This window comes from Nocardioides daeguensis, from assembly GCF_019192965.1.
GTDB lineage: Bacteria > Actinomycetota > Actinomycetes > Propionibacteriales > Nocardioidaceae > Nocardioides > Nocardioides daeguensis.
The window spans coordinates 153,809-180,231 of the sequence record NZ_JAHTKU010000003.1 but is presented as its reverse complement, the minus strand read 5'-3'; the positions used below and the strand labels follow the sequence as shown (position 1 = coordinate 180,231).

Genomic DNA, 26,423 nt, shown 5'->3' with positions numbered 1-26,423 from the left:
CCGAGGGCCGTCGCTCCGGCGGCGGCCCTTGCGCGGCAGCCATCGGCACCCCTGACAGGAGGGGCTACATGTTCCATCAACTGCACCGCATCGGTGCTCGGGTCGACGGCCTCCTCGAGGCGCTGTGGAACGCCCGGGGGACCGACCTCATGCTCACGGTGGGTCTGCCGCCGATGATCCGCGTGGACGGCACGCTCACGCCCGTCCCCGGCGAGGCGGCACTGAGCAGCGACGACGCCGACGAGCTGGTGTCCGAGGTGTTGACGCCCGAGCAGCGTGACCTCTGGGAAGGCAGCCACGAGTACGACTTCTCCTTCTCCTGGCGGGAGCACGCACGGGTCCGCGGCAACGCCTTCACCCAGCGTGGGCTGACTGCCGTGGCACTGCGGATGATCCCGCGCACCGTTCCGACGCCCGGCGAGCTGGGACTGCCGCCGGTGCTGCGCGAGCTGTCGATGAAGCACCAGGGCCTGATCCTGATGACCGGGCCGACCGGCTCGGGCAAGTCGACCACGCTCGCCTCGCTCATCGACCTGATCAACACCAACCGCGGTTGCCACATCATCACCGTCGAGGACCCGATCGAGTACGTCCACGACCACAAGACGGCGGCGGTCAACCAGCGCGAGGTCGGCACCGACACCGCGAGCTTCCACGACGCGCTGCGCTCGGTGCTCCGCGAGGACCCGGATGTCCTGCTGGTCGGTGAGATGCGCGACCTGGAGTCGATCCAGTTCGCCCTCACCGTGGCAGAGACCGGCCACCTGGTCTTCGCAACCCTGCACACCAACGACACCGCCCAGTCGCTGGGCCGCATGATCGACGTCTTCCCGGCCGAGCAACAGGCCCAGATCCGGGTCCAGCTCGCGGCGGCGCTGTCGTGCGTCGTCTACCAGCGACTCGTCCCGCGCATCGGCGGTGGGATGGTCGCCGCCTACGAGGTGCTCACGGCCACGCCCGCGGTCCGCAACCTGATCAAGGAGGGCAAGACCCACCAGCTGAGGAACTCCCTCGTCACGGGTGCCCGGGACGGCATGCTCACGCTCGAGAAGTCGCTCTCGCAGCTGATCCAGCAGGGAGTCGTCAGCGAGGACGAGGCGGTCGCGCGCAGCCTCTACCCCCAGGACATCGACGCCCGCCCGCGGTACGCCGCAGTCGTCGGGGCGCACCAGTGAGGCGGAAGTACGTCAGATGAGACTGAAGGGCAAGCACAGCAAGGTCGAGGAACCGCTCGCCGTTCCCCGCACCGACGAGGACGACGAGCGGCTGGGCCGGATCCTCGTCGCGGCCGGGAGGGTCCAGCCCTACCAGCTCGACGCCGTGCGGGGCAGGAGCGGTGCGCTGGGCCGCCGGCTCGTCGAGAGCGGCGCCATCACGGACGAGGTGCTCGCTCGCACGCTCGCCGAGCACCACCAGGTCGGCGTCGCCGACTTCCGTACGCTCGAGCCGACGGCCGAGGCGCTCGCGTTGCTCAGCCGGGACCAGGCTGTCACGCTCGAGGCGCTGCCGATCTCGGTGGACGACGCCGGCGTCGTCGTCGCCGTCCTCGACCCGGCCCCGGAGCGGGTCGCCGCCGTCGTCGCCGTGATCGAGAGGCCGGTCCGTGCGCTCGTGACCACTCGTCGCGACCTCGACCGCGGGCTCGCCACGTCCTACCGAGCGACCCAGGACGTCGGAGGACAGGTCCAGGCCTTCGAGGCCCGCGACGTGCTGCGTCGCGAGGCCGAGGCCCTCGCCGACGTGAGCGTCAACGAGGAGGCGCCGGTCGTCCGGGTGGTCCAGTCGATCATCACCCAGGCCCTGCGCGACCGCGCCTCCGACATCCACGTCGAGCCGGCGGGAGAGCGGGTCCGGGTGCGCTATCGCATCGACGGTGCGCTCACCGAGGTGCTCGACCTGCCGGCCTCGATCGGTCCGGCCATCGTCAGTCGGGTCAAGATCCTCGGCGGGATGAACATCGTCGAGCGCAGGCGCCCGCAGGACGGCCAGATCAGCATGGACGTCGACGACCGTGAGATCGACATTCGGGTCTCGACCACCGCGGTCGTCGGCGGCGAGAAGGTCGTGATGCGGCTCCTCGACAAGAGCCGATCGCTCTACGACCTCGAGCAGCTCGGCATGCCGGCCGACACGGCCGCCCGCTACACCCAGCTGATCCACTCACCCTTCGGGATGGTCATCTGCGCGGGACCGACCGGTGGCGGCAAGACCACCACTCTCTACGCCTCCCTCGGCGAGCTGAACAGCCCCGAGAAGAACCTGATGACGATCGAGGACCCGGTCGAGTACACCTTCGACTCGATCAACCAGATCCAGATCAACGAGCAGGCCGGCATCACCTTCGCCGGAGGGCTCAAGTCGATCCTGCGCCAGGACCCCGATGTCATCCTGGTCGGCGAGATCCGCGACGTCGACACAGCGCGGATCGCCGTCCAGTCCGCCCTCACGGGCCACTTCGTGCTGTCCTCCCTGCATGCCACCGAGGCCGTCTCGGCGCTGTACCGGCTGCTCGACATGGGCATCGAGGCGTTCCTCATCGCCTCCTCGGTGACTGCGGTGGTGGCCCAGCGCCTGGTCCGCCGCAGCTGCACCTCGTGCCTGGCGCCCTACCAGCCCTCGCCCGACGAGCTCGCGTTCGTGCAGCACTTCGGCAGCGACGAACCGATCGACGGATGGCTGCACGGGACCGGCTGCCACCTCTGCGCCCACACCGGGTACCTCGAGCGGATCGGGGTCTACGAGATGCTCGTGGTCACCGACGAGGTGCGGGAGCTGATCGTCGACCGGGCCCCGCAGGACCTGATGCGCAAGCTCGCCCGGAACCAGGGGATGCGCACCCTCCAGGAGCAGGCGGTCCGCCTGGTCAGCGACGGCACCACCACGGCCGCCGAAGTCATGCGCTCGATCTACGTCGCGGGGGTCTGAAGATGCCGAAGTACGCATTCGCCGGGATCGACCTGGAAGGCAGGCAGATCAAGGGCACCGAGAGGGCCGCGAGCCGCGGTGACGCGGAGGTCGCGCTCTACCAGCGCGACCTGCGGGACCTGCGGGTCAGCGAGAAGAAGAGCATCCTTCGGTACGAGATCTCCGGCCCGCGGATCAAGAAGGAAGAGGTGATGCACCTCTCCCGGCAGATCGCGGCCTTCCTGCGCGCGGGCCTGCCGATCCTCGACGCCGTGCATTCGATCGGCGCCGACCACGTCAACTCGTCCGTGCGCCGAATGATGCATGACATCGAGGACGGTCTGCGGACCGGTGAACGATTCTCGGACACGCTGGAGCGCTACCCGAAGGTGTTTCCGGAGTACTACCGCGGCATCGTCCGATCAGCCGAGCTCAGCGGCGAGCTCGACACGGTCCTGTCTCGGCTGGCGCGGTACATGGAACGGGACATCGAAGCCCGACGCAAGATCAAGTCGGCCCTGATCTATCCCGTCGCGGTCGCCGTGATGTCGGTGGCCACCGTCCTCGTCCTGGCGCTGTGGGTCCTGCCGCGGTTCGCGGACTTCTTCGAGGACCTCGATGCGAAGCTTCCGCTGCCGACGCGGATGCTGATGTCCTTCACCGGCTTCCTCGGCCAGTGGTGGTGGGTCATCCTGGCGGTGTTGGCGGCATGGACGGCCCTCTTCCTCGTCTCGCAGCGGTTCGAGCGAGGGAAGTACACGTGGCACAGGTTCCTGCTGGCCGTGCCCGTCCTCGGGACGACCATCCAGTACGCGTTGGTCGAGCGGTTCTGCCGGGTGATGGCGTCCATGGTCAGCGCGGGCGTGAACCTGCCGGAAGCGATCGAGGTCGCCACGGACTCGCTGCGCAACCGGGTGTTCATCAAGCGCCTCAACGGCGTCACCGAGCAGATGCTCGAAGGCCAGGGACTTGCCGGTCCGCTGGCGCGGACGGCCCTGTTCCCCGGAACGGCTACCTCGATGATCCGGGTCGGCGAGGAGACCGGGTCGATGGACACCCAGCTCGAGGTGACCGCCGAGTACTACGAGGACGAGCTCGACTACAAGATCGCCAAGCTGACCGCGCTCTTCGAGCCCATCGTGATCATCGTGATGGGTCTGATCGTGGGATTCGTCGCCGTTGCCCTGGTGTCGGCGATGTACGGCATCTTCCGGCAGGTGGACATCTGATGCACCGACCCCGGCGCGCGACGAGCGATGAGCGAGGCGAGACGCTCATCGAGCTGGTGGTGTCCGTGTCCATCCTCGGGATCGCGGCGGTCGCCATCCTGAGCGGGGTCATGCTGAGCGTGAAGACCTCGACCCTGCACCGGAACGAAGCGACGGGCGGCGCCTACGTCCGCAGCTTCGCCGAGGCCATCCAGAACCACGTCGACAGCACCGGCTACGCGGCGTGCGGGTCTGCGGTCTCCTCCTACCAGGCAGTGGCGGTTCCGAACCTGCCGAGCGGCTACACGAAGACTGTCACCGCGGTGCAGTCGTGGAACGGGTCGGGGTGGGGCAGCTGCACCGCAGATGGCATCCAGCGCGTCGAGCTGACCGTCGCGACCACGGGTGACGCGACGCGACGGGCCGACGAGACGCTCACGGTGGTCCTGCGCCGCCCCTGCAACGGGGCGGCGACGGCGGTCGGGAGCAACCCGTGCGCCTGATTCGCCAACGTCTCGCCCGCGGAAAGGACGACGGTCTCACGCTCGTGGAGCTCGTCGTGACGGTAGCGATCCTCGGCATCGTCGCAGTGGTGCTGCTCGGGGTCGTGATCGAGTACCTCAAGGTGACCGGCTCGACGCGTGCTCGCCTGGGAGAGTCGACCGACCAACAGTTCATCTCGACGTACTGGCAGAACGACGTCAGCAGCCTGGGGCGACGCGACTTCAACCCCGGGAACGCCGACCCGGTGCCGACCGTCCCGTCGGTGTCCGTGGGTACCGCGGGACCGGGCGGCTGCGGTGCGTCCGTCGGCCCGGTCGTCGTGGCCTTCGCCTGGGTGGAGTACCCCGTGGGAGCCTCCGTCCCGGCGAACGCCTGGAACCCGACCTCCCAGGAGGTCGCCTATGTCCGGGCGGGGAGTGCGGCGCCGTTCGTGCTCCAGCGTGTTCGGTGCAAGGGGGGCGTGGAAGGTGCTCCGCTCACCGTCGCCCACAACCTGACCAGAACTCCCACCGTCACCTGCGACACCTCGTGCAGCGGGTCGACCCTGCCCAACCGGGTGTCCATGGAGTTCACGGTCCGTGACGCCTCTGAAGCGGCCAGCGTCGGCTACACCACCACCGTCTCGGCGGATCGGAGGCAAGGATGAGATCCCGACTGCGCAGGTACCGGGACGACACGGGCGCGATGCTGGTGATCGCCCTGGTGGTCATCACGACGGTCGCCCTGGTGACGGGTGCGATGCTCACGCACGGCTTCACCAACTTCAGCACCACGGTGACGCTTCGCGGCGTGGCCGGCACGTCCTATGCATCGGACGCGGCTGCCAAGGTCGCTCTCAACAATCTTCGGTTGGGCGCCACCGCTCCGGGCTGGACGACTCCGTCCTTCCCGGGGGCGTGGACCAACTGGGTCTACACCAACAACGCCGACGGCACGGGGTGCTTCGGTGCCACCGGCGACGTACCGGACGACACGCTGGAGCTGAACGGCGCGTTCTACCCGAAGACCGGCACGCAAGCCAGCGCCACGTCGGCGCGGGTCGAGTGCAGTCCCGTCCCGGGGACCGGCATCTTCGGCGGTGGGGCGGGGGTCGGTATCAACGACCCCGACCCGACCGATGCCTACGCCCGGGCGCTCACGACGATCGGTACGTCGGGCGCCCGGCAGGGGATCACGGTCAATCCCCTGGGCACGGGCGGCGACGCGCCGCTACCGATCCGGGGCGGCGTCGCGTCGAAGTCCTTCATCACCGTGGAGTCCGGCTCGCTGGTCACCGACGGGTACGTCAGGGCCGAGGGCGCATGCGCGGGTGACATCGTGGCCGGCGTCGACGACAACGGTGCCGAGCAGCGCTTCTGCAACGCGAGCGGGTCGGTACCCGTCCCCGCAACGCCGACCGCGCCGCTGACCAGCGTCCCGACCTACCGCAACGCTGCTGACTACGCCGGGAGCTGCGAGTTCCAGCCCGGCTTCTACAACAACGCCGCTGCGCTCACCACGGCCGTCAACGGCTGCGGAACCGCCCACTTCAACAACGGTGCCTATTACTTCGACTTCGTCGACGAGGAGCACGGACTCCAGAACGTCTGGAACATCACGACCACGGTGCTCGGTGGCGACACCACCTCGGACACCACCATCCCGGGGCGTTGTGCGACGCCGATCGCTCGCAACTCGGGTGGAGGCGTCCAGTTCGTCTTCGGCGGCACCAGCCGGATCCAGGTCCAAGACACTGCGCACGTCGAGCTCTGCGGACCGACCAACGGCGGCAGTCCGCCGATGGTGCTCTATCAGCAGGGGACCGGATCGACGGCCTCGCCGACCACGCTGACCGACGTCGCGGCCGCCACGGTCACGAACATGGCCGGGTCGAAGATCGACAACCTCGCGCCCTCGGCGGGCAGTCTGCGCGACTCCGTCGCCGCGGCGGGCGGAGCAACGGCTTCGGTGACGTTCTCCAAGAACAACAACGACGCAGGTCTCGACCTCCGGGACTTTCCAGGGCTCGCCGCCATTCCGGCCGGTTCCGACATCACCTCCGCCCAGGTCCGGGTCAAGTACGCGAAGTCGAGCGCACAGCCGCTGTCGGTGACGATCAAGGACCAGTCACCGACGGTCAACCTGCCGGCACCGACGATCGTCGCGCCCGACGACACCGGTTGGGCGAGCGCCGACGTCGCTGCCCCGTTGCGCACCTCGCTGCAGAGCGGTGCTTTCGGCGTCACCAAGCCGACGGTGCAGCTGCGGCTGCTCAACGGCACCAGGAACGACACCCTCAAGGTCGATGCCGTGACGCTCACCCTCACCTACGTCCCGCCGACGCTCCGGGCGGCAGGCGATGTCGACTTCATCAGCGACTTCGGCGGCAACTTCCACGGCGAGTTCGTGGTCCAGGGAGCGACCTGGGCACCCCACGGCTTCGTGCACCTGGTGCCCGGCTCGTTCGACAGCGCCCTGGTGGCCTTCCGCTGGGGCCTGGTCGCGTTGGGTGTGGACTTCAAGGCCCAGCCGTCCCAGCAGTTCGGCTATCCCCTCGTCTCCATCCCGGATGCGGGGACCGGACTGGGGAGCCGCGTCACTGTCGTGGACCTCAAGGTCTTCGTCTGCGTCGCAGCGGCCACGTGCAGCTCGGGCGGCACGCATGCGTTGACGGTTCGCGCGATGATCACCGACCCGCCGTACAACACGTCGGGTACGTTCGACGGCATCCCGGAACCGGGGCGTCGCAGGATCGAGGTGTTGAGCTGGGCGGAGCAGCACTGACCGAGCAGCAGGTCCTCGACGTCCTCATCCCCGTGTTCGCCGGCCTCCTGGGCCTGAACATCGGGTCGTTCCTCAACGTGGTGGCGCACCGGGTGCCGGCGGGGGAGTCGGTGGTGAGCCCGCCGTCGGCGTGCCCGAAGTGCGGGCACCTGATCCGCAACCGGCACAACGTCCCGGTGCTGGGGTGGATGGTGCTGCGGGGGAGGTGCTTCGACTGTGGCGAGCCGATCAGTGCGCGGTACCCGCTGGTTGAGGCGGGGACGGGTCTCGTGTTCGCGCTGGTGGCGGTGCGGTTCGGGGCGGACGCCGAGGGGTTGCGGCTGCTGCCGGCGTACCTGACGTTCGCGGCCGTGGCGATCGCGCTGGCGCTCATCGACCTCGACGTGCACCGGTTGCCGGACGTGATCGTGCTGCCGTCGTACCCGGTGCTGGCGGTGCTGCTGGCGATCGGTGGGGACGGGCCCGCGTTGCTGCGGGCGGCCGAGGGGGCGGCGGTCCTGGGGGTGTTCTTCTTCGTCGTCTGGTACGTCGCGCCCGGGGGGATGGGGTTCGGGGACGTGAAGCTCGCGGGCCTCGTGGGCGCCATGACGGCCTACCTGACGTGGGGGACCTTCCTGGTGGGGGCGTTCCTGGGGTTCGTGCTCGGGGCGGTGGCCGGGCTGCTGCTGATGGCCGGGGGCAGGGCGGGGCGGAGGACGGCGCTGCCCTTCGGCCCGTTCATGGTGCTGGGGGCGTGGAGCGCGATCCTGGGCGCCGGCTACCTGGGGGACCTCTACCTGGATTCGCTGGGCCGGTGAGCTCACCGTCTCCACCCGACACACGGGAGGAGACGGATGTGACGGGCCCGGGCGCCTCTCAGATCCGGTCGTCGTAGTGGTGCACGGTCCGGTCGCGGCGCCACGGCGGCGCGACGACGAGCGAGAGGACGATCGCGAGCGCGCCCGCGACGATCAAGATGGTGCCCAGGAGGTCGTCGTTGACGTAGTCGATGTCGACCGTGATCACGTCGAGAGCGAGGATCAGGCCCAGGACGAGCAGGACGATGCCGAGTCCGATGTACATGGACCCCCAGTGCCCGTTGTCGGCGTTCCGATACGCCTTCGACCCGCGGCTCGGGGCTCCTCGACCAGCTCGGTCAGCGCTGGCTGAAGCAGACCAGGCAGGAGCGCGGGTCGTGCTGCAGGTGGCTCTCGTGCATCCGGGACGCCCGCGCGAGCAGGTCGTCCAGGGCACGCTCGGACGCGGCGATTTCGACGATCGCGTCCGCGAGCTCGGGTGACATCCGCGCGCCGGACTCCGCCGTCCGGACGTCCGGCTCGGCGTAGGTGGCTTCGAGTGCGCTCATGGTCCCTCCCCAACATCGACGACCGAGACGCTCCTTCGAGGATCGGGGCTCGGGCGGGGAAGGACAACGGCTGGCGGCGAGGTCGGCACGGTTGCACCGGGAGGCTGGTTCGTCCGGGCCAGCCGGCCGGGACCTACCGGCCCGGGTGCCTCGTGACGCTCCCCGCGCACCCCGCCCGACGCCCGGTCGTCGGAGGGCAGTCATCGAGGGCGGTCACTGGAGGGCGGCGGTGAGCCGGGCCACGTTGTCGACGTACTTCGCGCCGGGCGAGCGCTCCTGCCACGCGTCGAGGGTGAGCTCCTTCGACAGGGCGCGGTAGGTGTCCTCGACGCGGCGCATCTTCGCGACCACGGCGGGGTCCGGCATCATCAGCGACACCTCGTAGTTGAGGGCGAACGAGCGCATGTCCATGTTGCTGGATCCGACCACGGCGACCTGGTCGTCGATCGTGAAGTGCTTCGAGTGCAGGACGTACGGCGCCGGGTACAGGTAGATCCGGACGCCGGCCTCGAGCAGCGCCTTGTAGTACGACGCCTGCGCGTGCCCGACGAGGAACTGGTCGGACACCTCGCTGACGAACAGCTCGACGTCGATGCCGCGCTCGGCGGCGGTCGTGACCGCGTAGAGCAGTGACTCGTCGGGGACGAAGTAGGGCGAGGTCAGCGAGATCCGCTCCCTGGCGGCGTACAGCAGCGTGGTGAACATCCGCAGGTTGTTCTCCGCGACGATGCCCGGGCCGCTCGGCACCACCTGGCACGGGACGTCGAAGACCTCCTCGGGGCGGCGGTCCTGTTCGCCGTGAACGGCGACGAGGTCGACGACCTGGCCGGTCTCGACGTACCAGTCGGAGGCGAAGACGGCGTTGAGCGCGCCCACGACGGGCCCCTCGAGGCGCACCATCAGCTCGACCCACTCGCGGCCGAGCCGGTGGTTGGCGGGCTTGTTGTAGCCGGGCTCGGTCAGGTTGAGGGAGCCGGTGAAGCCGACGCTGCCGTCGACGACGAGGATCTTGCGGTGGTTGCGCAGGTCCGGGCGGCGGAACCGGCCCTGCAGCGGGTTGATCGGCAGCATCGGGTGCCAGGCGATCTTCGTGCCGCGCAGCCGCCTGACCATCTTCTTGTAGCCCGGGATCCGGCGCGAGCCGATGTGGTCGAAGAGCAGGCGTACGTCGACGCCGCGCTCGCTCGCGCGGAGCATCGCCTTGAAGACCGGCTCGGTCACCTCGTCCCAGGCGGTGATGTAGAACTGCACGTGCACGTGGCTGCGCGCGCGGTCGATCTCGCGGGCCATCTCCTTCATCAGGGCGCGGTAGTCGGTCCACAGCTCGACCTCGTTGCCGCCGGTGATCGGCAGCGCCCCGAGGTTCTGGTTGAGGGTCGTGACCCCGGCCATCGTGGAGGGCAGCCGGGTCGTGTCGAACGACAGCGGCAGCCGGGCGCTGCGCTCCCGGATCGTGTCGATCGCCGTGCGTTGGCGCCTGATCCGGCGGTTGCCGAGGCGGATCCGGCCGAAGAGCAGGAAGACCGAGAAGCCGATGACCGGCTCGATCAGGATGAGCAGCAGCCAGGCCATGCCGGTCGACGGCTTGCGGTTCCCGGGGATGACGCCGAGAGCGACGAGGCGGAGCACCATGTCGAGACCGAAGACGATCCACCCGAGCGTCGAGGTCGGAACCAGCCAGTCCATGGGCGCAGCCTATGGAATCCTGACCGCATGACGCCCTCCGAGCCGGGTCTGTTCAGCCGTGTCGCCGGTGCGGTGACGGGCAAGGTCGTCGACGCCGTGCCGGTGGAGGAGATCCTCGGGCACGTCGACATCGACGCCGTCCTCGACCAGATCGACGTCAACCACCTGCTGGACCGGATCGACGTCGACCGGCTGCTCGACCGCGTGGACATCGACCGCCTCCTCGCGCGAGCGGACGTCGAGGCGCTGGTGCAGCGTTCCGGGATCCCCGACGTCGTCGCCGAGACCACGAGCCACCTCGCCGGTCGCACCCTCGACGTCGCCCGCAGTCAGGTGACCGGCCTCGACACCGTGGCCGCGCGGGTCGTCGACCGGGTCCTGCGCCGCCGCGGCCCGGCACCGCTCGGGCCGGACCTGCTGATGGACGGGGAGGGCGGGGCGACGGTCACGGGGCGGTACGCCGGCGCGGTGAGCCGGGCCGCGGCGCTCGCCGTCGACGTGGGGGTCGTGCTGGCGTCGTACTCGATCGGGGTGGGGCTGACCGGCTTCCTGCTCGACGCGATCTTCGACGCCTCGCTCGACGGCGTCCCCGGGGTGGTCGCGTCGGTCGTGCTGCTCGGCTGGGCGGGGCTCTACGTCGCGGTCGGCACCACGGTCGCCGGCCGCACCGTGGGCAAGGCGATGGTGGGACTCAAGGTCGTGTCCGGCGCGGGACGACCGGTACGCCCCGCAGCTGCGGTGGTGCGGGTGTGCGCGTTCCCGCTGAGCACGCTGCTGTTCGGGTTGGGGCTGGTACTCGTCGTGCTGCGCCGTGACCACCGCGCGCTGCACGACCTGGTCGCGCGCACCGCGGTGGTCTACGACTGGGGAGACCGACAGGCCCAGCTGCCGGGCCCGCTGGCGGCGTACCTGCGCGCCCACGACGCGGCCTGAACGCCGGGGGTCGGCGCCACCTCGTCGGCCTGCGGGCCGGTTCCGCTCACCGAGAGCCCCAGCGGGCCGCAGCGGGCCGCGGTGGGCCGTGGCGCGGCGGGTCTCCTCAGCGCCCGAAGAGCCGGCGGAACGGGCTCTCGCCGCCGGTCTCGCGGTCGGTCGTGTGCCCGGCGCACCACTGGTCGGCGGGCACCTGCGCCTGCACGGACGCGACGTGCTGGCCGCAGCCGGCCCAGGTCGTCCTGCCGCACGTCTTGCAGTCCACGGGACGGCACACGGCTCAGGCCTCGGTCGAGGGCGCAGCGGCCGGCTCGAGGGCGTCGGCGAACGAGCAGAACGCGTCGTACGCGCGGGCGCCGTGGATGGTCGCGGGACCGCCGTGCATGAGGAACGTGACACCGATGGCCTCCGCCGCCTCCTGCTTCGTGGCGCCGGCGCGCGCGGCGGCCTGGCCGTGCGAGGCGATGCACCCGTCGCAGCCCTCGACCACGCCGATCGCCAGCGCGATCAGCTCCTTGGTGCGCTTGGGGAGCGCGCCGTCGGCGAAGGCGGCCTGGGAGAGCGCGCCGAATCCCTGGTAGACGTCGGGGATCGCGCGGCGGAGCTGGCGGTGCAGCGGGGAGAGCTCGTCGAGGACGGGCTTGGCGTGGGGAGAGTCGTGCTCGGTCATCGTGGTTCCTCTCAGGTGGGCTGGGCTCCATCGTGGCAACGTGGAGAAGATCGGGTCCGTCACCCGGCCGGGGTCGCTTTCGCTTTATCCCCCCAGGGGGTTACGATGGAAACGGTAGCAGATCCCCTAGGGGGGATGGCCAATCTCAAGGAGGACCTGATGGAGCTGACCGACTTCACGATGAGCGCGACCCTCGAGGCGTCGTACGACGACACGGTGGCGCTGGTGCGTGAGCTGCTCGCCGAGGCCGGGTTCGGGGTGCTCACGGAGATCGACATCCGGGCCACGCTGAAGGCGAAGCTCGACGTGGAGGTGCCGGCGCAGCTGATCCTCGGCGCCTGCCGGCCGCAGCTCGCGTACCGCGCCCTCCAGGTCGAGCCGCGGATCGCGACGCTGATGCCCTGCAACGTCGTGGTCGCCGACGCGGGGGAGGGGCGTACCCGGGTCGACGTGATGGACCCCGGCCTGCTCGCCTCGCTGGCGCCGGATCCGGCACTCGCCGAGGTGGCCGCCGACGGCCGCGCCCGGCTCACCGGGATGATGGAGAGCCTGACCGCGACGAGCCGGACCGACGGGAGCAACCGATGAAGCTGGAGCCTGAGGAGATCAAGGCGATCATCACCCGCCTCAAGCGGGCGAACGGACACCTTGCGTCGGTGATCCGGATGCTCGAGGAGGGCAGCGAGTGCGAGGACGCGTTGACCCAGCTCGCGGCCGTCAACAAGGCCGTCGGCCGCGGCGGCTACGCGCTGGTCGCCAGCGGCCTGCAGAAGTGCCTGGTCGAGGGCGGGCCCGACAGCGTCGACGCCAAGAAGATGGAGAAGCTGTTCCTGGCGCTGGCGTGAGCCGGGTGCCCGCCCCACCGACTCAGCCGAGCACCTCGCGGACGCCCGCGGCGGCGTAGGCGTTCCACAGCGGGATCCGGCGCAGCAGGTAGTGCCCGACGGCGCCCATGTCGGTGAACTCCGCGTCGGCGACCTCGGCGGCGCGGGCGACGTAGGCACTTGTGGCGCGGGCGGAGGTGATCCGGTCGAGGCGGCCGTGGGCGGCCCGGAGCATCTTGCCGGCCAGCGGCGCCACCGGGTCGTCGGGCGGCAGCCACGGAGCGAGGGCGACGACGCCGCGGACCGACGGGTGGTCGGCGACGGCGACGCCGGTCCGGGCACCCATCGAGTGGCCGAGGACGGCGACCGGGAGGTCGTGGGTGCGGGCGATCTCGTCGAGGGCCCAACGGGCGTCCGCGACGGGGGAGGGAACCGAGCCGTGGCCGGCGTTCCAGCCGCGGACGCGGTAGCGCAGCAGCAGCACGCCGACGTCGTCGGCGGCGACCGCCGCCGCGACGTGCCGGGCCAGCGCGCGGCCGCGCCGCCACGACAGGCTCCGGCCGTCGAGCGGGTCGGTGCCGTGCTGGGCGCCGCCGTGCAGCACGAGCGTGATCGCCCGGGCGGAGTCGGGGACCCAGGTGTCGGTGAACACCGGTGTCGCGGAGCTGGTCGTCATCTCGGGCATCACCGGGTCTTCGGAGCGGTCGGCGTCGTGGATGGGTCAGCCTCCGTGTCGTCGTAGCAGCTGGTAGGCCTCCAGCGTCGCCGCGCGCTGCTCCGCGTGGTCGACGATCGGCTCGGGGTAGGTGCCCACGGACGGATCGGTGAGCTCGGGCACCCAGCGCCGCACGTACCCGCCGTCGGGGTCGAACTTCTTGCCCTGCGTGGTCGGGTTGAAGATCCGGAAGTACGGCGCCGCGTCGGTGCCGCAGCCCGCGACCCACTGCCAGTTGTGCTGGTTGCTCGCGAGGTCGCCGTCGACGAGGTGGCGCATGAAGTGCCGGGCGCCGTGCTGCCACTCGACGTGCAGGTCCTTGACCAGGAAGGACGCGACGATCATCCGCACCCGGTTGTGCATCCAGCCCTCGGCCAGCAGCTGGCGCATCCCCGCGTCGACGATCGGGTAGCCGGTGCGGCCCTGCGTCCACGCGTCGAGGCGGTGCTCCAGCTCGGCGCCGGTGACGTACGGCAGTCCGCGCAGCTCGGGACGGAAGTACTCGCGCGCCGAGCTCGGCCAGTGGTGCAGCACGTGCGCGTAGAACTCCCGCCAGGCCAGCTCCTTGCGGAAGGTCGCGGCGTGAGGGTTGCGGGCATCCAGGTCGGCGAGCACGGTGCGCGGGTGGATCGTTCCCCAGCGCAGGTCGGGGGAGAGCCGCGAGGTGGCGTCGAGGTCGGGGCGGTCGCGCACGTCGTCGTACGGCGTCCCGCGCCACGCCGTCCAGCGCGCCAGCGCCGCGGCCTCGCCCGCCTCGGGGAGGTCGACGCCCGACACGTCCGGCTCCGCGGGCAGGTCCTCGGACGGTGCGCCGACCCAGTCGACCGACGCCGGGTCCGACTCCGCAGGCGCACGCCAGCCGTGGTCGACCCACGCGCGATGGAACGGGGTGAACACCTGGTAGGGCCTGCCGTCGTTGGTGAGCACCCGGCCCGGCGCGACGGCGTACGGCGACCCGGTGCGCACGAGCGGCACGTCGCCGAGCGCTTCCTCGACGCGGGCGTCCCGGGCGGCACCGTAGGGACCGAAGTCGGCGCTGACGTGCACCGCCTGCGCTGCGACCTCGGCCACCAACGCCGGTACGACGGACTCCGGGCGGCCCGACCGGACCACCAACCCCGGGCCGAACCGGCGCAGGTCCGCGTCCAGCGCGCGGAGCGTGCGCAGCAGGAACGCCCGACGGACGTCACCGGACGTCCCCCACAGGGCCGGGTCGAGCACGAACAGCGGCAGCACCGGTCCGTCCGCGGCCGCGGCGAGCAGGGCCGGGTGGTCGCGGAGCCGCAGGTCGCGGCGGAACCACAGGATGCTCGCACTCACCCGGCCATGCTGGCAGACGGCCCCGAACCCGGGGCGGCCCGCGGTGCCGAGGTCAGCCGTCCAGGCCCAGGTCCTTGAGCGCCAGCCGGGCGGCGCGGAAGCCCGCCATGCCGTGGGCGCCCGGTCCCGGCGGGGCGGCCGCCGAGCAGAGGTAGATCCCGCGAGCGCCGGTGCGGTACGGGTTGCGGCCGGGGCGCGGCCCCAGCAGCAGGGCGCCCGGCGACTTGGCGCCGGTGAGGATGTCGCCGCCGACATAGTTGGCGTTCTCGGCGCTGAACCGGCCGGGTGCGGTGACGTGGACGTCGACGATCCGTTCGCGGAACCCGGGAGCGAAGCGCTCGACCTGGGCGGTGATCGCCTCGGTGGCGTCGCCGTCGAACCCGGCGGGGACGTGGGCGTAGCTGTAGACCGGGTGGACGTCGCCGCGCGAGCGGGAGGGGTCGGCGAGGTACTGCTGGCCGAGCAGCACGAACGGGCGGGCGGGCATCCGGCCCGCCGCGACCGCCCGCTCGTTGGCGATGATCTCGGCCGGACCGCCGCCCAGGTGCACGGTCCCGGCGCGGCCGAGGTCGGCGTCGCGCCAGGGCACGCCCTGCTCGACGGCGAAGTCGACCTTGAAGGCGGCCGGACCGTAGCGGTAGCGGCGGTAGGACCGGCGGGTGCCGGCCGGCAGCCGGTCGCCGTAGAGGTCCAGGGCGGCGGTGGGGGACAGGTTGAGCAGGACGGCGTCCGCCGGTGGCAGCTGGTCCAGTGAGGTGACCCGGACGCCGGTCTCGATCCGGCCGCCGTGGTCGAGCAGGGCCTTGGCGAGCGCCTCGGTGAGAGCCTGGGTGCCGCCGACGACGACCGGCCAGCCGTCGTGGTGGCCGGCGGTGAGGATGCCGGTGCCGATGGCCGAGGAGACGACCTCCGTGAGCGGGCGCATCGCGTGGGCCGTCGTACCGAGGAAGAGGGCGCGGGCCTGCTCGGTGCGGAAGAACCGGGCGAGCAGCGCGGCGGGCAGCACCGTCGGAGCGCCGAAGCGGCCGAGCAGGAACGGGTGCCGGGGCAGGTGCACGACCGGGCCGAGGATGTCGGTGGCCAGCTTGCCGTAGGCCCGTGACGGGCCGCCGAACAGTGCTCGCCAGCGCCGCGCGTCGGCGCCGAGCCCGGCGGCGGTGGCCTCGACCGAGCGGTGCAGCAGCGCGGGGGCGGCGTCGTCGAGGGGGTGGGCCGCGTCGATCTCGGGCCACGCCCACTGCAGCCCGTAGCGGTCGAGGCCGCTCAACGCGGGCGAGCCGACCGCCATCGGGTGGAAGGCGGCGCAGTGGTCGACCAGGATCCCCTCGCCGAACGGCTGGGTGGTCCGGGTGCCGCCGCCGATCTCGTCGTGCGCCTCGAGCACGGTCACGGCCACGCCCGCGCGGGCCAGGGTCAGCGCCGCGGCCAGGCCGTTGGGCCCGCTGCCGATCACGATCGCGTCCGTCATGGTCCGACCGTACGGCGGCCGCGGGCTCGTGCCCCATGTCCCGGGAGGCCTGACTTCGCGGACCCGCTTTGGTCCCGGCGCACAAGGTCGGCCGCCGCCATCGATCAGCCCGCCTCGACCAGGACCGCGCGGCCCAGCCAGTGGCACGCGGTCAGCGCGAGCTCGATCGCCTGCCGGTCCGAGCCGATGGGGCGGCCCAGCGCCTTCGCGGCGGACGCGATCCGGTACTTCACGGAGTTCTTGTGCATCAGCATCGCCTCCGCGGTGGCCGTGTAGCTGCTGTCGTTCTGGAAGAACAACAGCAGCGTGTGGCGCAGCCGCTCGTGCTGCTCGTCGTCGCGGGCGAGGTCGCCCAGCGTCTCGTGCACCCAGGCGCGGGTGGTGTCGAGGTCGTGGGTCAGCAGCGAGGCGACCTTGAGGCCGGGCTCGTCGAAGCTGGTCACCGAGCGACGCGGGTCGTCGCCGACGGTTGCGACCTGCTGGGCCTGCAGCGCCTCGAGGTGGGTGCGCCGGAAGCCGTCGACGCCCGACGTCGGCCGGCCCAGCGCCAGCCGGGGGACCGGCGGCTCGCCCGCCTGCGTGAGCCGGGCGGCGAGCGCGCCGAGGTCGGGCACGGCGTCGGCGGAGTCCTCGGGGACGGCGAACCAGGCCCAGGCGGTGGCGCGGTCGTGTGGCACCAGCAGCGGCGTGCCGCGGGCGCCGAGCACCTCGGCGATGGCCGCCGCGGCGCTGGTGAACCGGGTGAGCTGGTCCTGCTGTGCCCCGGTCTCGTGCACCCACAGCACGGCCCCGAGGTGCGTGACCCGCAGCCGGTAGCCGAGCACCTTCTCGGCGGCGTCGACATCGGTCACGGTGCCGGCGATGAGCTCGTCGACCCGACCGGAGCGTGCGCTGTTGCGCTCGGCCAGCCACCGCTCGCGCTCGTCCTCGTAGACCGTGATCACCCGCTGCGAGATCCAGTCGATGTAGTCGAAGGTGACCTCGACGACCTTCTCGTACGCCGCCGCGCGGTCCGCCGGCGCGACGTCCATCCGCTCGCACTCGGCGAACACCAGCTCCAGCAGGTTCTGCTGACCCAGCCGGTAGGCGCGGACCAGCGCGCTGACCGCCACGCCGCGCTGCGCGAGCCGTCGTGCGTACTCGTAGGCCGCCGACGGCGGCTCGATCTTGTCGAGCGCGATGTCGTGGCGCAACGCGTTGAGGATGTTCTCGATGTTGCCCTCGATGCTCGCGTAGAGCAGGTCGATGATGACCGCGTCACCGTGGAGCTCCTCGATCCGGGTCGCGAGCCGGTCGCGCAGGGCGCCGGTGAGGTCGGCGAGCCGCGACTGCAACGCAGCCGCGACCGCCTCGACGAGTTCGGCGCCGGATCGCTCAGCCACGACCGGCATCCTCGCAGAAGACCGCGCCGTCGAGTCAGACCTGGCTCGGCTCACGCAGCAACCCCTTGACCAGCTTGCCGACGGAGTTCTTCGGCAGCTCCGTGCGGACCTCGAACTCCGCGGGCACCTTGTAGCGCGCGAGGCGCTCCGCGCAGTGGGCGTGCAGCTCCTCGGACGTCACCACGTGACCGGGCCGCGGGGCGACGTACGCGACCGGCACCTCGCCGAGCACCGCGTCCGGCCGGCCGACCACGGCCGCCTCGAGCACCGCCGGGTGCGCGTAGAGGCACTCCTCGATCTCCTTGGGGTAGATGTTCTCGCCGCCGCGGATGATCAGGTCCTTGATCCGGTCGACGATGCTCAGGTACCCGTCCTCGTCGATGATCCCCACGTCGCCGGTGTGCAGCCACCCGTCCCGGATCACCTTCGCGGTCTCCTCGGGCCGGCCGAGGTAGCCGCGCATCACGTTCGCGCCACGGATCACGACCTCGCCGCGCGCGCCCGGCGGCAGCTGCTCGCCGGACGAGGAGACCACCGCGACCTCCTGGCCGGGCAGTGCGATGCCGACCGTGCCGGGCTTGCGCGGCCCGTCGAGCGGGTTGATGTTCGAGGCGACGCTGCTCTCCGACAGGCCGTATCCCTCGACCACAGGGACGCCGAACCGTTCCTCGAACCGCACGATCAGCTCGGCCGGCATCGGCGCCGCCCCACACACCAGGAACCGCAGTGACGAGGTGTCCACCGCCCGCTCGGTGCGGGCCTCGAGCACGGCGTAGATCGTCGGCACCGCCGAGAAGTACGTCGGCCGGTGGGTCTCGACCAGGTCCCAGAAGGTGTCGGGGGAGAACCGCGGCGCGACCACCACGTCGCCCCCGGCGCGCAGCGGCGCGAGGGTGCCGGCGATCAGCCCGTTGGCGTGGAACAGCGGGAGGACCAGCAGGCTGGTGTCTGCGGAGGTCAGCGAGAAGTGCTCGACCAGGGAGGCGCTCATCGCGTCCAGGTTGGCGTGGTCGAGCAGCACGCCCTTGGGCCGCCCGGTCGTGCCGCTGGTGTAGATGATCAGCGCGAAGTCCTCCGCCGTCGCGACCGGTCCGTCGTCCGGCTCCGGGGCGCTGTGACCGGTGTGGATCGACGCCGCGTCCAGCCAGGCGATCCCGACCGAGGCGGCCAGCTCGCGCGCCCGCTCGTCGCCCACCAGCACCGCGGCCGCCGAGTCCTGCAGCTGGTAGCGGGCCTCGTCGTCGGTCAGCACCGCGTTGACGGGGGTCAGCGCCGAGCCGCGGTGCCAGGCCGCGAACATCGTGGTGATGATCTCCGCGCAGTTCGGCAGCATCACCGCGACCGTGTCGCCGGGGGCGACGCCGAGGTCACCGAGCTGCCGCGCGAGGCGGCGTACGTCGGTCGCGAACGTGGCGTTGTCGAGGACCCGTTCGCCGTCGCGGACGCAGGACCCGGTCGGGTCGTGCTCCGCGCGGGCGAAGGGGATCCGGGCCAGCGCGCTCATGCCGAGACCTCGGTGACCGGCCGGTGCTCCGGGTGCCGCCAGGTGACGGTGGTCGGGACCGGGCCGTTGGGCAGCCACGGCTGCTCCTTGACGCAGTCGGAGACCAGCCAGGTGCCGCGCTCGACGATGCCGAGGGCCGCGTCCATCACGAAGTACTCCTGGGTCGGCTTGTGGATCGGCTGCGACTCGACCCAGACCACGACGAACTCACCGGGAGCGAAACCGATCCGCCTCTGGATCGCCTCGATGAGCTGGTCGTCGTGCAGGTGGCCGTCGCCGAAGTTCCAGCCGATGATCGCGTTGCAGCAGAACTCGGCCTCGCGCAGCGAGTAGGTCTCGTACTGCTCACCCAGGTAGTCCTGCATCACCGAGAACAGGCCCCGGCCCTGGCTGTGCATCGCGCGCCAGCTCAGCGTCATCTGCATGGTCATCTCGGCGACCTCGGGCGAGTAGCCCATGCCCTCGACGAGCTGGTCGATCTGGTTCTTCGCGGGCTTCTTGAGCTGGTTGAGCTTCGCCTCCGCCCCGGGCGCGAAGGCCCAGGTCGCCGAGGCCCAGTTGCCGGCGTACTGGCGCATGGAGGGGAGGAAGGAGACCAGGTCGGGGCGCAGGTTGCCGAGCACCGGGAAGAAGACGAGGGCCGCGACGAACACCGGCAGCATCCAGGGCTCGCTGAGGTCGCCCACGCCGTAGCCGTCCCCGGCGAAGTGGCCCGCGAACAGGAAGACCGTGATGTAGGAGAACAGGATGTTCCACTCGAGCGGTACGGCGAGCGGGAACGTCTGCGTGATGAACAGGTGGAAGAGCACCATCGAGCCGACGGCGAGCAGGGTGATCGTCCAGTTGGTGCTGAGCAGCAGGACCAGCGGGACGACCAGCTCGGCCGTCGTGCCGAGGACGTGGGCCATGAACCAGGCGACCTTCGAGGGCTTGAGGTCGTCGGGCAGCGAGCGATAGTGAGCACGCTTGACGCGCTTCGGGGTGAAGGGCGCGTTGGAGACCATCGGCGGGACGACGTTCTCGAAGTGCGCGTTCATCTTGGAGATCGCCGCACCCACCCACACGATGACGATGATCAGCTTGGCCGCGACGATGACGTCGGTGAGGGTGAGCACGCTGCCGGCGAGCGCGGAGACGACCAGGATCGGCAGGTACTGCTCGCCGCGGGCCGCGAGGAACAGGATCTTGTCGCGCAGGCCGCAGAGCACGAGCAGGCCCGCCGAGAGGGCCATCAGCCGCGGGTCGACCATCTCGACGCCGCGCAGGCCCTCGATCGTCGTGCTGCTGCCGGCGACGACGGCGAACAGGAAGCTGGCGAGGGTGGTGAGGTAGAGCAGGACGTCGAACGGGCTGCGGTTGTCGCCGGCGGTGAAGGGCACCTTCCCGGGCCACGGGGGCAGCCGGATGGTGTCCGGCCGCGCCCAGTAGGCGATGCCGCCGGTCATCGGCTTGAAGTGCGCGGCCAGCGGCCCCCACGTGCCGCCGATGCCGAACAGCTCGAGGAAGAGCGTCCAGAGCACCAGCTTCTGGTAGATGACCGGCTGGTCCCACCAATGCCCGACGTCGAGCGGGCCCCCGACGTCCGAGGTGAGCGTCGCGAGCGCCACACCGCCGCCGATGTAGAGGACGAGCAGCTTCACGATGTAGATCGTGTGCACCATCTTCGGGGTGCCGAAGCCGTGCTCGGCCCAGAAGGTGGCGAGGAGGCGGATCCGCTCCTGTCGGGGACGGGCGAGCAGCTCCGCCGGGTCGACGGGCGGGGCATCGGGGGTGAGGAAAGGCATCGGTCTGGCTCCTTCAGGACGGGCCGCCGCAGCGGATGTCCCGACCGTAGGTTCGCCCCTGTGTCGACGGTCACGGCCACGACGACCGAAGATCGCGCGCGCCTTCGTCCCCGACGGACAACAGGCGGCCGGATGGCTACGGTGGGCTGCATGCGGGTCCCTGAGTTCTCCGACGAGCAGATCGCCGCCGACCTCGCCGCCGCGGCAGCCGAGCTCGGCGAGCCGCTGACCGCGGCGGCGTACGACGGCTGGCAGCGCCAGCGTCTCGCCGCCTCGCCCGCGCTGCTGATCCGCCGGTTCGGGTCGTGGAACGCCGCGTGCGCGCAGGCGGGGGTCGCCACCAACAAGACCCGGTCGACCAGCCGTCGGTGGAGCGACGACGACGTCGTGGCGATCGTCGCCCGCTACCTCGCCGAGCCCGGCAGCACCGGCTCGTTCGCCGACTACGCGGCCTGGGCCAAGGGCCACGACGGCGTGCCGAGCGGAGCGACACTGCGGCAACGGTTCGCGTGGGCCGATGTCAAGAAGCGGGCGTCCGGCGGGCGCTGAGCCGCCCGTGCGGAACAATGACAGCATGACTGTCATTCCCAGCGACCGCCTCGCTGCGCTCGAGCCCGCCTGCGCGCTCGACGACGCCCTCGCCCTCTTCGACAGCCTCCCGGCGGTGCGGGCCGAGGAGATCACCGGTCGCTGGCACGGCCGGGAGCTCGCCACCGGCCACCCGATGGACGGGCTGCTGGAGGCGTCGGGCTGGTACGGCAAGCAGTTCGACTCGGTCGACGACGTGCACCCGCTGCTGTTCCGCGCGCCGTCCGGCGACATCGTCTCGGTCGACCCGCGACGGATCCCGTTCGGCCTCCTCGACAAGATCCCGTCCGGCGTGGTCGCCCGCGGACGCACCGTCATGGGGGCGGCGCTGCCGGCGCTGCGGACGAGGAAGGCGCGGGCGCGGCTGCGCAACGTCGAGTACCGCGGCGTCGTCACGGCGGGGATGAGCTACGACCACCTGCCGATCATCGACCTGTTCCGGCGGGTCGACGAGGACACCCTGCTGGGCTGCATGGACCTGCGCGACGCGCCGCCGTACTTCTTCGTCCTGGCGCGGGACTGACGTCTCAGGCCAGCGCGACCGCCAGCAGCGCGACCGCGACCGCCGGGAGGGCGAGCTGGGTGATCGCGGCGCGCGCCTTGTCGGGTGAGGACAGCAGCAGCACCAGGCCCGCGGCGACCATCGAGCCGGCGCCGCAGAACACCAGCGTGGCGCCGACGCGGTCGTCGTCGGCGCCGAACGCGGCGATGCCGCCCGCGGTGATGACGGCGAGGAAGAGGTTGTAGAAGCCCTGGTTGAAGGCCATCTCCTTCGTCGCCTCCGCCTCCGCCGGGCTGATGCCGAACGTCGCGCGGGTGCGGGGAGTGGTCCAGGTCAACGACTCCATCACCCAGATGTAGACGTGGAGCAGGGCGGCGAGGCCGGCGAACGCCAGCGCGGCGGTGGTCATGTCAGAGATCCTCGCGTGCCCCGTGGTCCGCGCTCAGAGCAACCCCTCCTTCTGCAGCCAGTCCTTCGCGATGGTCGCGGCGGGCAGCTCCTCGTCGACGCTGCGGGCGTCGAGGTCGACCAGGTCCTCCGGCGACATCGCCGCGCTCACCTTGTTGATGATGCCCTTGGCCTTGTCGCTGAGGTCGTCGCTGGCGACGGGGACCACGTGCGAGGCCAGGAACAGTCCCTTGGTGTCCTCGAGGGTCACCAGGTCGTTCTTCTTGATCGAGGGGTCGCCGGTGTAGATGATCGCGAGCTGGATCGATCCGTCCTTGAGCGCCTTGACGGTGAGCGGGCCGCCGCTGTCCTCGATCGGCGTGAAGGCCACGTCGACCCCGTAGGTGTCCTTGAGGCCCTTCGGGCCGTTGGGGCGGCTCTCGGCCTCGGAGTTCGCGCCGAAGGTGAGCTTCTCGGTGACCTTCGCGAGGTCCTCGATCGTGGCGAGGTCGTACTTCTCGGCGAACGCAGCGGTCACGACGTAGGAGTCCTGGTCGGTGGCGGGGGACTGGTCGAGCACCTCCAGGCCCTTGTCGTCGGCGGCGTCCTCGAGCTCGTCGTACACGTCGTCGGCGAGGCGGGCGGTGGTGTCGGGCTGCCAGACCTGCAGCAACGGGCCGGTGTACTCCGGGAACAGGTCGATCGAGCCGTCCTCGATGCCGGGGAGGTAGGCCTCGCGCTGGCCGATCCGGAAGTCCCGCTCGACCTCGATGTCGGCGGCCTCGAGCGCCTGGGCGTAGGCCTCGGCGATGATCTCGTTGGAGTAGTAGTCCTGCGAGCCGATCACGATCTTGTCGCCGCCCTTGCCGCCGTCGCCGGAGCTGAGCGGGTCGTCGCTGCCGCAGGCGGTGAGGGAGAGCGCGGCGGCCGCGACCAGGGCGAGACCGAGCTGCCTGGACCGGAGCGGGGTGCGGGTCATGAGGGAACCTTTCGGGTGGTGGGTCGGCTGGCCCGCTGGAGGGCAGCCATGGTGAGGTCGAGCACGAGCGCCAGGGCGGCGACGAGGAGTGCGCCGGCGAGCATCTGGTCGTACTGGCGGGACTTGAGGCCGGAGAAGAGGTAGCGGCCCAGCCCCGTGTCGGAGATGTAGGCCGCCAGCGTGGCCGTCGCGACGACCTGCAGCGTCGCGGCCCGGATCCCGCCGAGGATGACGTCGGCGCCGAGGGGGATCTCGACCCGGGTGACCAGCTGCCACTCGCTCATCCCGACGGCACGGGCGGCGTCGACCGCCCCGCGGTCGGCGGCCTCGATGCCGGCGTACGCACCGGCCAGGAGCGAGGGGAAGGCGAGGGCGACCAGCGCGATCAGCGGCGCCTGGATGCCGATGCCGAGCGCCAGCCCGAGCAGGGTGAGCAGGCCGAGGGTCGGGACCGCCCGCACCGCGCCCGCCAGGGCGACCACGACCAGCCGACCGCGGCCGGTGTGGCCGATCAGGATCCCGAGCGGGAGTGCCAGCACGGCCGCGAGGGCGACCGCGGCGAAGGTGACGAGCAGGTGCTGCACGACCCGGTGGTCGATGCCGCCCGGGCCGCCCCAGTGGGCGCCGTCGGTGATCCAGGCCAGGGCGTCGCCGAACAGGTTCACGACGCGCCTCCCGCCGGGGTGGCCGCCCGCCAGGGGGTGACGACCCGTCCGAGCGCGACCAACAGTGCGTCGAGGGTGACGGCGAGCAGCATGGTGCCGAGCACGCCGGTCACGATCTCGGCACGGATGTCGCGCTGGAAGCCGTCGGTGAGGAGGTTGCCGAGGCTCGGGATGCCGACCAGCGCGCCGATCGTGACCAGGCTGACGGTGCTGACGGTGACCACCCGGATCCCCGAGAGCAGCACGGGGACGGCGAGCGGCAGGTCGACCTTCCAGAGCAACCCGGCCCGCGAGTAGCCCATCGCCTCGGCCGCCTCCCGCACCCGCGCGTCGACGGAGCCGAACGCGTCGGCCGCCGTACCGGCGAGCAGGGCGGTGCCGTAGACGGCCAACGCCACGACGAGCGTGAGGCCGGAGCGCAGCGGGATGCCGAGCAGGACCGGGATCACGATGAGCAGCGGCAGCGCGGGCACCGAGTAGAGCAGGCTCGCGCTGCCGAGGACCACGGTGCCGGCGCGGGGCCAGCGCCAGGCGACCCGGCCCAGGACCACCGCGACCAGGACGCTGATCACGATGGCGGGCACGGACAGCCGGACGTGCTGGAGCAGCATGTCGAGGACGTAGTCGCGGTTGGCGTCGAGCCAGCTCACCGGGTGATCACTCCAGCACCCCGACCGGTCGGCCGTCGCCGTCGACCACGACGCTGCGGCCGTCGACGTCGACGGTGCGCAGCGCCCGCTCGGCGCGGTCGGCGCCGATGAAGTCGCGCACGAACTCGTCGGCCGGCGCGGCCACGATCTCCTTGGGCGTCCCGGTCTGCGCGACGATCCCGCCGGTGCGCAGGATCACCACCTCGTCACCGAGCCGGAAGGCCTCGTCGATGTCGTGGGTGACCAGCACGATGGTCTTGCCCAGCTCGGCCTGCAGCTGCAGCAGCTGGTCCTGCAGGCCGCGGCGCACGATCGGGTCCACCGCCCCGAACGGCTCGTCCATGAGCAGGATGTTGGGCTCCGCGGCGAGCGCCCGAGCCACCGCCACCCGCTGCTGCTGGCCACCGGAGAGCTGCGCGGGGTAGCGCCTGCCGAGCGCGGGATCGATGCCGACCCGCTCGAGCAGGGCCAGCGCGGCGTCGCGGGCCGCGCGCCTCGGCGTACCGGTCAGGACCGGGACCGTCGCCACGTTGTCGACCACCCGCCGGTGGGGGAGCAGTCCGCCGGCCTGGGGCACGTAGCCGATCGAGCGGCGCAGGGCGACCTTGTCGAGCTCGCGCACGTCGCGCCCGTCGATGAGCACCGAACCCGTCGTCGGCTCGACCATCCGGTTGACCATCCGCATCAGCGTGGTCTTCCCGGACCCGGACGTGCCGACGAGGGCGAGGGTGCGGTGGGAGGGGACGGTGCACGAGAAGCCGGTCACCGCGACGGTGCCGTCGGGGTAGGTCTTGCCGACGTCCCGGAACTCGATCCCCATGCGGGGAACCCTACGGTGCGGCGGGGACAAGGGGCACGAGCTTTGCGCCAGCAGGGTCGGGGCACCGTGACAGGCGGGGCGGTGAGGGAGTTTCACCGGCCGGCCGGTGAAACTGGCGCTGGGACGAGGAAACTTCCTCGTCCCAGCGCCAGTTTCGTCGTCCAGGTTCGCGTTATGTCACGCCGGATCGCCGGTCTGCTCGATCTTCTCGGTCCTCTCGATCAGCCCGGTTCCGCTCGGACGGACTCGGGTACTGCCCGGGTGAACCGACGAGAGGAGCACGAAGCATGAGCACGATCGAGAAGTCCGTCGTCGTCGACGTTCCCGTCCGCACGGCCTACGACCAGTGGACCCAGTTCGAGACCTTCCCGTCCTTCATGGAGGGCGTCGAGGAGGTCCGCCAGCTCGACGACACGCACCTGCACTGGCGCGCCGACATCGCCGGCGTGCGCCGCGAGTGGGACGCCGAGATCGTCGACCAGACCCCCGACGAGAGGATCACCTGGCGTGCCCTCGGTGGGACGAAGAACGACGGCACCGTGTCCTTCGCGCCGGGCGAGCTCGGTCATTCGACCCGGGTCACGCTGCGGATGGAGTTCGAGCCCGAGGGGATCGTCGAGAAGGCGGGCGACGCGTTGCAGATCGTCGACCGCCGCGCCGAGGGCGACCTGGTGCGCTTCAAGGACTTCATCGAGTCCCGCGGCGCCGAGACCGGTGGCTGGCGCGGCGACGTGAGGCCCGGGGACGCCGACAACCCGGCTTTGTGAGGGCAGCCGAGGACAGATTCGCCGGCCGGCCGGTGAAACTCACGCTGGGACGAGG

At 71.3% G+C, this 26,423-nt stretch carries 29 protein-coding genes; 13 read left to right on the top strand and 16 right to left on the bottom strand.

The window, feature by feature from the left end:
- The first annotated feature begins 68 nt into the window (after window positions 1-68).
- Genes KU893_RS02600 through KU893_RS02570 form a run of 7 tightly spaced genes read left to right on the top strand, consistent with a single transcriptional unit; the run spans window position 69 to window position 8,176 of the window.
- The gene (locus tag KU893_RS02600; RefSeq protein WP_218232748.1) at window positions 69-1,175 is read left to right on the top strand and encodes a type IV pilus twitching motility protein PilT; all 1,107 of its coding nucleotides are present in this window, start codon (window positions 69-71) and stop codon (window positions 1,173-1,175) included.
- A 16-nt stretch (window positions 1,176-1,191) separates the two neighbouring features.
- Complete coding sequence (locus KU893_RS02595; protein ID WP_218232747.1) at window positions 1,192-2,925, top strand: GspE/PulE family protein; 1,734 nt, start codon at window positions 1,192-1,194, stop codon at window positions 2,923-2,925.
- A gap of 2 nt (window positions 2,926-2,927) precedes the next feature.
- Window positions 2,928-4,133 (top strand): type II secretion system F family protein, encoded by a 1,206-nt coding sequence (locus tag KU893_RS02590; protein WP_218232746.1) that lies wholly within the window; start codon window positions 2,928-2,930, stop codon window positions 4,131-4,133.
- On the top strand, window positions 4,133-4,615 hold the full coding sequence (locus KU893_RS02585; RefSeq protein WP_218232745.1) for a type II secretion system protein: 483 nt from the start codon (window positions 4,133-4,135) through the stop codon (window positions 4,613-4,615). The genes KU893_RS02590 and KU893_RS02585 overlap by 1 nt, the downstream gene beginning before the upstream one ends.
- Window positions 4,606-5,262: a type II secretion system protein gene (locus KU893_RS02580; protein ID WP_218232744.1), complete on the top strand. Its 657-nt coding sequence runs from the start codon at window positions 4,606-4,608 to the stop codon at window positions 5,260-5,262. Before KU893_RS02585 ends, KU893_RS02580 begins: the two co-directional genes overlap by 10 nt.
- Entirely contained in the window at window positions 5,259-7,379 is a 2,121-nt protein-coding gene (locus tag KU893_RS02575) for a hypothetical protein (RefSeq protein WP_218232743.1), read from the top strand. The genes KU893_RS02580 and KU893_RS02575 overlap by 4 nt, the downstream gene beginning before the upstream one ends.
- A 32-nt stretch (window positions 7,380-7,411) precedes the next feature.
- Window positions 7,412-8,176 carry a prepilin peptidase gene (locus KU893_RS02570; RefSeq protein WP_218232742.1) on the top strand — a complete coding sequence of 255 codons (765 nt, stop codon included), beginning with the start codon at window positions 7,412-7,414 and terminating at the stop codon, window positions 8,174-8,176.
- Between the two features lie 58 nt (window positions 8,177-8,234).
- Here the strand turns inward: KU893_RS02570 and KU893_RS02565 are convergent, their stop codons facing one another.
- The 3 genes from KU893_RS02565 to cls all read right to left on the bottom strand — a co-directional run bounded on the left by KU893_RS02565 (window position 8,235) and on the right by cls (window position 10,410).
- Window positions 8,235-8,441 (bottom strand): DUF6458 family protein, encoded by a 207-nt coding sequence (locus tag KU893_RS02565; RefSeq protein WP_218232741.1) that lies wholly within the window; start codon window positions 8,439-8,441, stop codon window positions 8,235-8,237.
- Between the two features lie 73 nt (window positions 8,442-8,514).
- Window positions 8,515-8,724 carry a hypothetical protein gene (locus KU893_RS02560; RefSeq protein WP_218232740.1) on the bottom strand — a complete coding sequence of 70 codons (210 nt, stop codon included), beginning with the start codon at window positions 8,722-8,724 and terminating at the stop codon, window positions 8,515-8,517.
- 213 nt (window positions 8,725-8,937) lie between these two features.
- Window positions 8,938-10,410 (bottom strand): cardiolipin synthase, encoded by a 1,473-nt coding sequence (gene cls, locus KU893_RS02555; protein WP_218232739.1) that lies wholly within the window; start codon window positions 10,408-10,410, stop codon window positions 8,938-8,940.
- Between the two features lie 27 nt (window positions 10,411-10,437).
- Here cls and KU893_RS02550 point away from each other — a divergent pair, with 27 nt between their 5' ends.
- Window positions 10,438-11,343, top strand: coding sequence for an RDD family protein (locus KU893_RS02550; RefSeq protein ID WP_218232738.1), 906 nt, complete (start codon window positions 10,438-10,440; stop codon window positions 11,341-11,343).
- Window positions 11,344-11,449: 106 nt separating this feature from the next.
- Here KU893_RS02550 and KU893_RS02545 read toward each other — a convergent pair whose 3' ends face one another.
- Both KU893_RS02545 and KU893_RS02540 read right to left on the bottom strand, forming a co-directional pair.
- The gene (locus tag KU893_RS02545; protein WP_218232737.1) at window positions 11,450-11,620 is read right to left on the bottom strand and encodes a DUF8730 family Cys-rich protein; all 171 of its coding nucleotides are present in this window, start codon (window positions 11,618-11,620) and stop codon (window positions 11,450-11,452) included.
- Window positions 11,621-11,623: 3 nt separating this feature from the next.
- Entirely contained in the window at window positions 11,624-12,013 is a 390-nt protein-coding gene (locus KU893_RS02540) for a carboxymuconolactone decarboxylase family protein (protein ID WP_218232736.1), read from the bottom strand.
- 135 nt (window positions 12,014-12,148) lie between these two features.
- Here KU893_RS02540 and KU893_RS02535 point away from each other — a divergent pair, with 135 nt between their 5' ends.
- Window positions 12,149-12,601 carry a DUF302 domain-containing protein gene (locus KU893_RS02535; RefSeq protein ID WP_246591632.1) on the top strand — a complete coding sequence of 151 codons (453 nt, stop codon included), beginning with the start codon at window positions 12,149-12,151 and terminating at the stop codon, window positions 12,599-12,601.
- The gene (locus tag KU893_RS02530) at window positions 12,598-12,858 is read left to right on the top strand and encodes a metal-sensitive transcriptional regulator (RefSeq protein ID WP_218232735.1); all 261 of its coding nucleotides are present in this window, start codon (window positions 12,598-12,600) and stop codon (window positions 12,856-12,858) included. Before KU893_RS02535 ends, KU893_RS02530 begins: the two co-directional genes overlap by 4 nt.
- Before the next feature lie 22 nt (window positions 12,859-12,880).
- Here the strand turns inward: KU893_RS02530 and KU893_RS02525 are convergent, their stop codons facing one another.
- The 6 genes from KU893_RS02525 to KU893_RS02500 form a co-directional block, all read right to left on the bottom strand.
- Entirely contained in the window at window positions 12,881-13,513 is a 633-nt protein-coding gene (locus KU893_RS02525) for a serine aminopeptidase domain-containing protein (protein WP_218232734.1), read from the bottom strand.
- Between the two features lie 45 nt (window positions 13,514-13,558).
- On the bottom strand, window positions 13,559-14,872 hold the full coding sequence (locus KU893_RS02520) for a cryptochrome/photolyase family protein (RefSeq protein WP_218232733.1): 1,314 nt from the start codon (window positions 14,870-14,872) through the stop codon (window positions 13,559-13,561).
- A gap of 52 nt (window positions 14,873-14,924) precedes the next feature.
- A complete protein-coding gene (locus KU893_RS02515; RefSeq protein WP_218232732.1) occupies window positions 14,925-16,340 on the bottom strand; it encodes a phytoene desaturase family protein in 1,416 nt (471 codons plus the stop codon).
- Window positions 16,341-16,444: 104 nt separating this feature from the next.
- Window positions 16,445-17,722: a PucR family transcriptional regulator gene (locus tag KU893_RS02510; RefSeq protein WP_218232731.1), complete on the bottom strand. Its 1,278-nt coding sequence runs from the start codon at window positions 17,720-17,722 to the stop codon at window positions 16,445-16,447.
- 34 nt (window positions 17,723-17,756) lie between these two features.
- Window positions 17,757-19,226: a class I adenylate-forming enzyme family protein gene (locus KU893_RS02505; protein ID WP_218232730.1), complete on the bottom strand. Its 1,470-nt coding sequence runs from the start codon at window positions 19,224-19,226 to the stop codon at window positions 17,757-17,759.
- The gene (locus KU893_RS02500; protein WP_218232729.1) at window positions 19,223-21,010 is read right to left on the bottom strand and encodes a DUF3556 domain-containing protein; all 1,788 of its coding nucleotides are present in this window, start codon (window positions 21,008-21,010) and stop codon (window positions 19,223-19,225) included. The genes KU893_RS02505 and KU893_RS02500 overlap by 4 nt, the downstream gene beginning before the upstream one ends.
- A 150-nt stretch (window positions 21,011-21,160) precedes the next feature.
- Here KU893_RS02500 and KU893_RS02495 point away from each other — a divergent pair, with 150 nt between their 5' ends.
- The gene (locus KU893_RS02495; protein ID WP_218232728.1) at window positions 21,161-21,559 is read left to right on the top strand and encodes a homing endonuclease associated repeat-containing protein; all 399 of its coding nucleotides are present in this window, start codon (window positions 21,161-21,163) and stop codon (window positions 21,557-21,559) included.
- A 25-nt stretch (window positions 21,560-21,584) separates the two neighbouring features.
- On the top strand, window positions 21,585-22,121 hold the full coding sequence (locus KU893_RS02490; RefSeq protein WP_218232727.1) for a DUF4334 domain-containing protein: 537 nt from the start codon (window positions 21,585-21,587) through the stop codon (window positions 22,119-22,121).
- A gap of 4 nt (window positions 22,122-22,125) precedes the next feature.
- Here KU893_RS02490 and KU893_RS02485 read toward each other — a convergent pair whose 3' ends face one another.
- Genes KU893_RS02485 through KU893_RS02465 form a run of 5 tightly spaced genes read right to left on the bottom strand, consistent with a single transcriptional unit; the run spans window position 22,126 to window position 25,601 of the window.
- Window positions 22,126-22,509 (bottom strand): DUF1304 domain-containing protein, encoded by a 384-nt coding sequence (locus tag KU893_RS02485; RefSeq protein ID WP_218232726.1) that lies wholly within the window; start codon window positions 22,507-22,509, stop codon window positions 22,126-22,128.
- Window positions 22,510-22,542: 33 nt separating this feature from the next.
- A complete protein-coding gene (locus KU893_RS02480) occupies window positions 22,543-23,466 on the bottom strand; it encodes an ABC transporter substrate-binding protein (RefSeq protein WP_218232725.1) in 924 nt (307 codons plus the stop codon).
- Window positions 23,463-24,131 (bottom strand): ABC transporter permease, encoded by a 669-nt coding sequence (locus KU893_RS02475; RefSeq protein ID WP_218232724.1) that lies wholly within the window; start codon window positions 24,129-24,131, stop codon window positions 23,463-23,465. The genes KU893_RS02480 and KU893_RS02475 overlap by 4 nt, the downstream gene beginning before the upstream one ends.
- Entirely contained in the window at window positions 24,128-24,781 is a 654-nt protein-coding gene (locus KU893_RS02470; RefSeq protein WP_218232723.1) for an ABC transporter permease, read from the bottom strand. Before KU893_RS02470 ends, KU893_RS02475 begins: the two co-directional genes overlap by 4 nt.
- A 7-nt stretch (window positions 24,782-24,788) precedes the next feature.
- A complete protein-coding gene (locus KU893_RS02465) occupies window positions 24,789-25,601 on the bottom strand; it encodes an ATP-binding cassette domain-containing protein (RefSeq protein WP_218232722.1) in 813 nt (270 codons plus the stop codon).
- A gap of 287 nt (window positions 25,602-25,888) precedes the next feature.
- Between KU893_RS02465 and KU893_RS02460 the strand changes: the two genes are divergently transcribed.
- Window positions 25,889-26,368 carry an SRPBCC family protein gene (locus tag KU893_RS02460; protein ID WP_218232721.1) on the top strand — a complete coding sequence of 160 codons (480 nt, stop codon included), beginning with the start codon at window positions 25,889-25,891 and terminating at the stop codon, window positions 26,366-26,368.
- The last annotated feature ends 55 nt before the right edge of the window (window positions 26,369-26,423 follow it).

Coding starts and splice junctions, on each gene's coding strand:
- KU893_RS02600 (WP_218232748.1), top strand. CDS start 69: ATGTTCCATCAACTGCACCGCATCGGTGCTCGGGTCGACGGCCTCCTC.
- KU893_RS02595 (WP_218232747.1), top strand. CDS start 1,192: ATGAGACTGAAGGGCAAGCACAGCAAGGTCGAGGAACCGCTCGCCGTT.
- KU893_RS02590 (WP_218232746.1), top strand. CDS start 2,928: ATGCCGAAGTACGCATTCGCCGGGATCGACCTGGAAGGCAGGCAGATC.
- KU893_RS02585 (WP_218232745.1), top strand. CDS start 4,133: ATGCACCGACCCCGGCGCGCGACGAGCGATGAGCGAGGCGAGACGCTC.
- KU893_RS02575 (WP_218232743.1), top strand. CDS start 5,259: ATGAGATCCCGACTGCGCAGGTACCGGGACGACACGGGCGCGATGCTG.
- KU893_RS02565 (WP_218232741.1), bottom strand. CDS start 8,441: ATGTACATCGGACTCGGCATCGTCCTGCTCGTCCTGGGCCTGATCCTC.
- KU893_RS02560 (WP_218232740.1), bottom strand. CDS start 8,724: ATGAGCGCACTCGAAGCCACCTACGCCGAGCCGGACGTCCGGACGGCG.
- cls (WP_218232739.1), bottom strand. CDS start 10,410: ATGGACTGGCTGGTTCCGACCTCGACGCTCGGGTGGATCGTCTTCGGT.
- KU893_RS02550 (WP_218232738.1), top strand. CDS start 10,438: ATGACGCCCTCCGAGCCGGGTCTGTTCAGCCGTGTCGCCGGTGCGGTG.
- KU893_RS02540 (WP_218232736.1), bottom strand. CDS start 12,013: ATGACCGAGCACGACTCTCCCCACGCCAAGCCCGTCCTCGACGAGCTC.
- KU893_RS02535 (WP_246591632.1), top strand. CDS start 12,149: ATGGCCAATCTCAAGGAGGACCTGATGGAGCTGACCGACTTCACGATG.
- KU893_RS02530 (WP_218232735.1), top strand. CDS start 12,598: ATGAAGCTGGAGCCTGAGGAGATCAAGGCGATCATCACCCGCCTCAAG.
- KU893_RS02525 (WP_218232734.1), bottom strand. CDS start 13,513: ATGACGACCAGCTCCGCGACACCGGTGTTCACCGACACCTGGGTCCCC.
- KU893_RS02515 (WP_218232732.1), bottom strand. CDS start 16,340: ATGACGGACGCGATCGTGATCGGCAGCGGGCCCAACGGCCTGGCCGCG.
- KU893_RS02505 (WP_218232730.1), bottom strand. CDS start 19,226: ATGAGCGCGCTGGCCCGGATCCCCTTCGCCCGCGCGGAGCACGACCCG.
- KU893_RS02500 (WP_218232729.1), bottom strand. CDS start 21,010: ATGCCTTTCCTCACCCCCGATGCCCCGCCCGTCGACCCGGCGGAGCTG.
- KU893_RS02495 (WP_218232728.1), top strand. CDS start 21,161: ATGCGGGTCCCTGAGTTCTCCGACGAGCAGATCGCCGCCGACCTCGCC.
- KU893_RS02490 (WP_218232727.1), top strand. CDS start 21,585: ATGACTGTCATTCCCAGCGACCGCCTCGCTGCGCTCGAGCCCGCCTGC.
- KU893_RS02485 (WP_218232726.1), bottom strand. CDS start 22,509: ATGACCACCGCCGCGCTGGCGTTCGCCGGCCTCGCCGCCCTGCTCCAC.
- KU893_RS02480 (WP_218232725.1), bottom strand. CDS start 23,466: ATGACCCGCACCCCGCTCCGGTCCAGGCAGCTCGGTCTCGCCCTGGTC.
- KU893_RS02465 (WP_218232722.1), bottom strand. CDS start 25,601: ATGGGGATCGAGTTCCGGGACGTCGGCAAGACCTACCCCGACGGCACC.
- KU893_RS02460 (WP_218232721.1), top strand. CDS start 25,889: ATGAGCACGATCGAGAAGTCCGTCGTCGTCGACGTTCCCGTCCGCACG.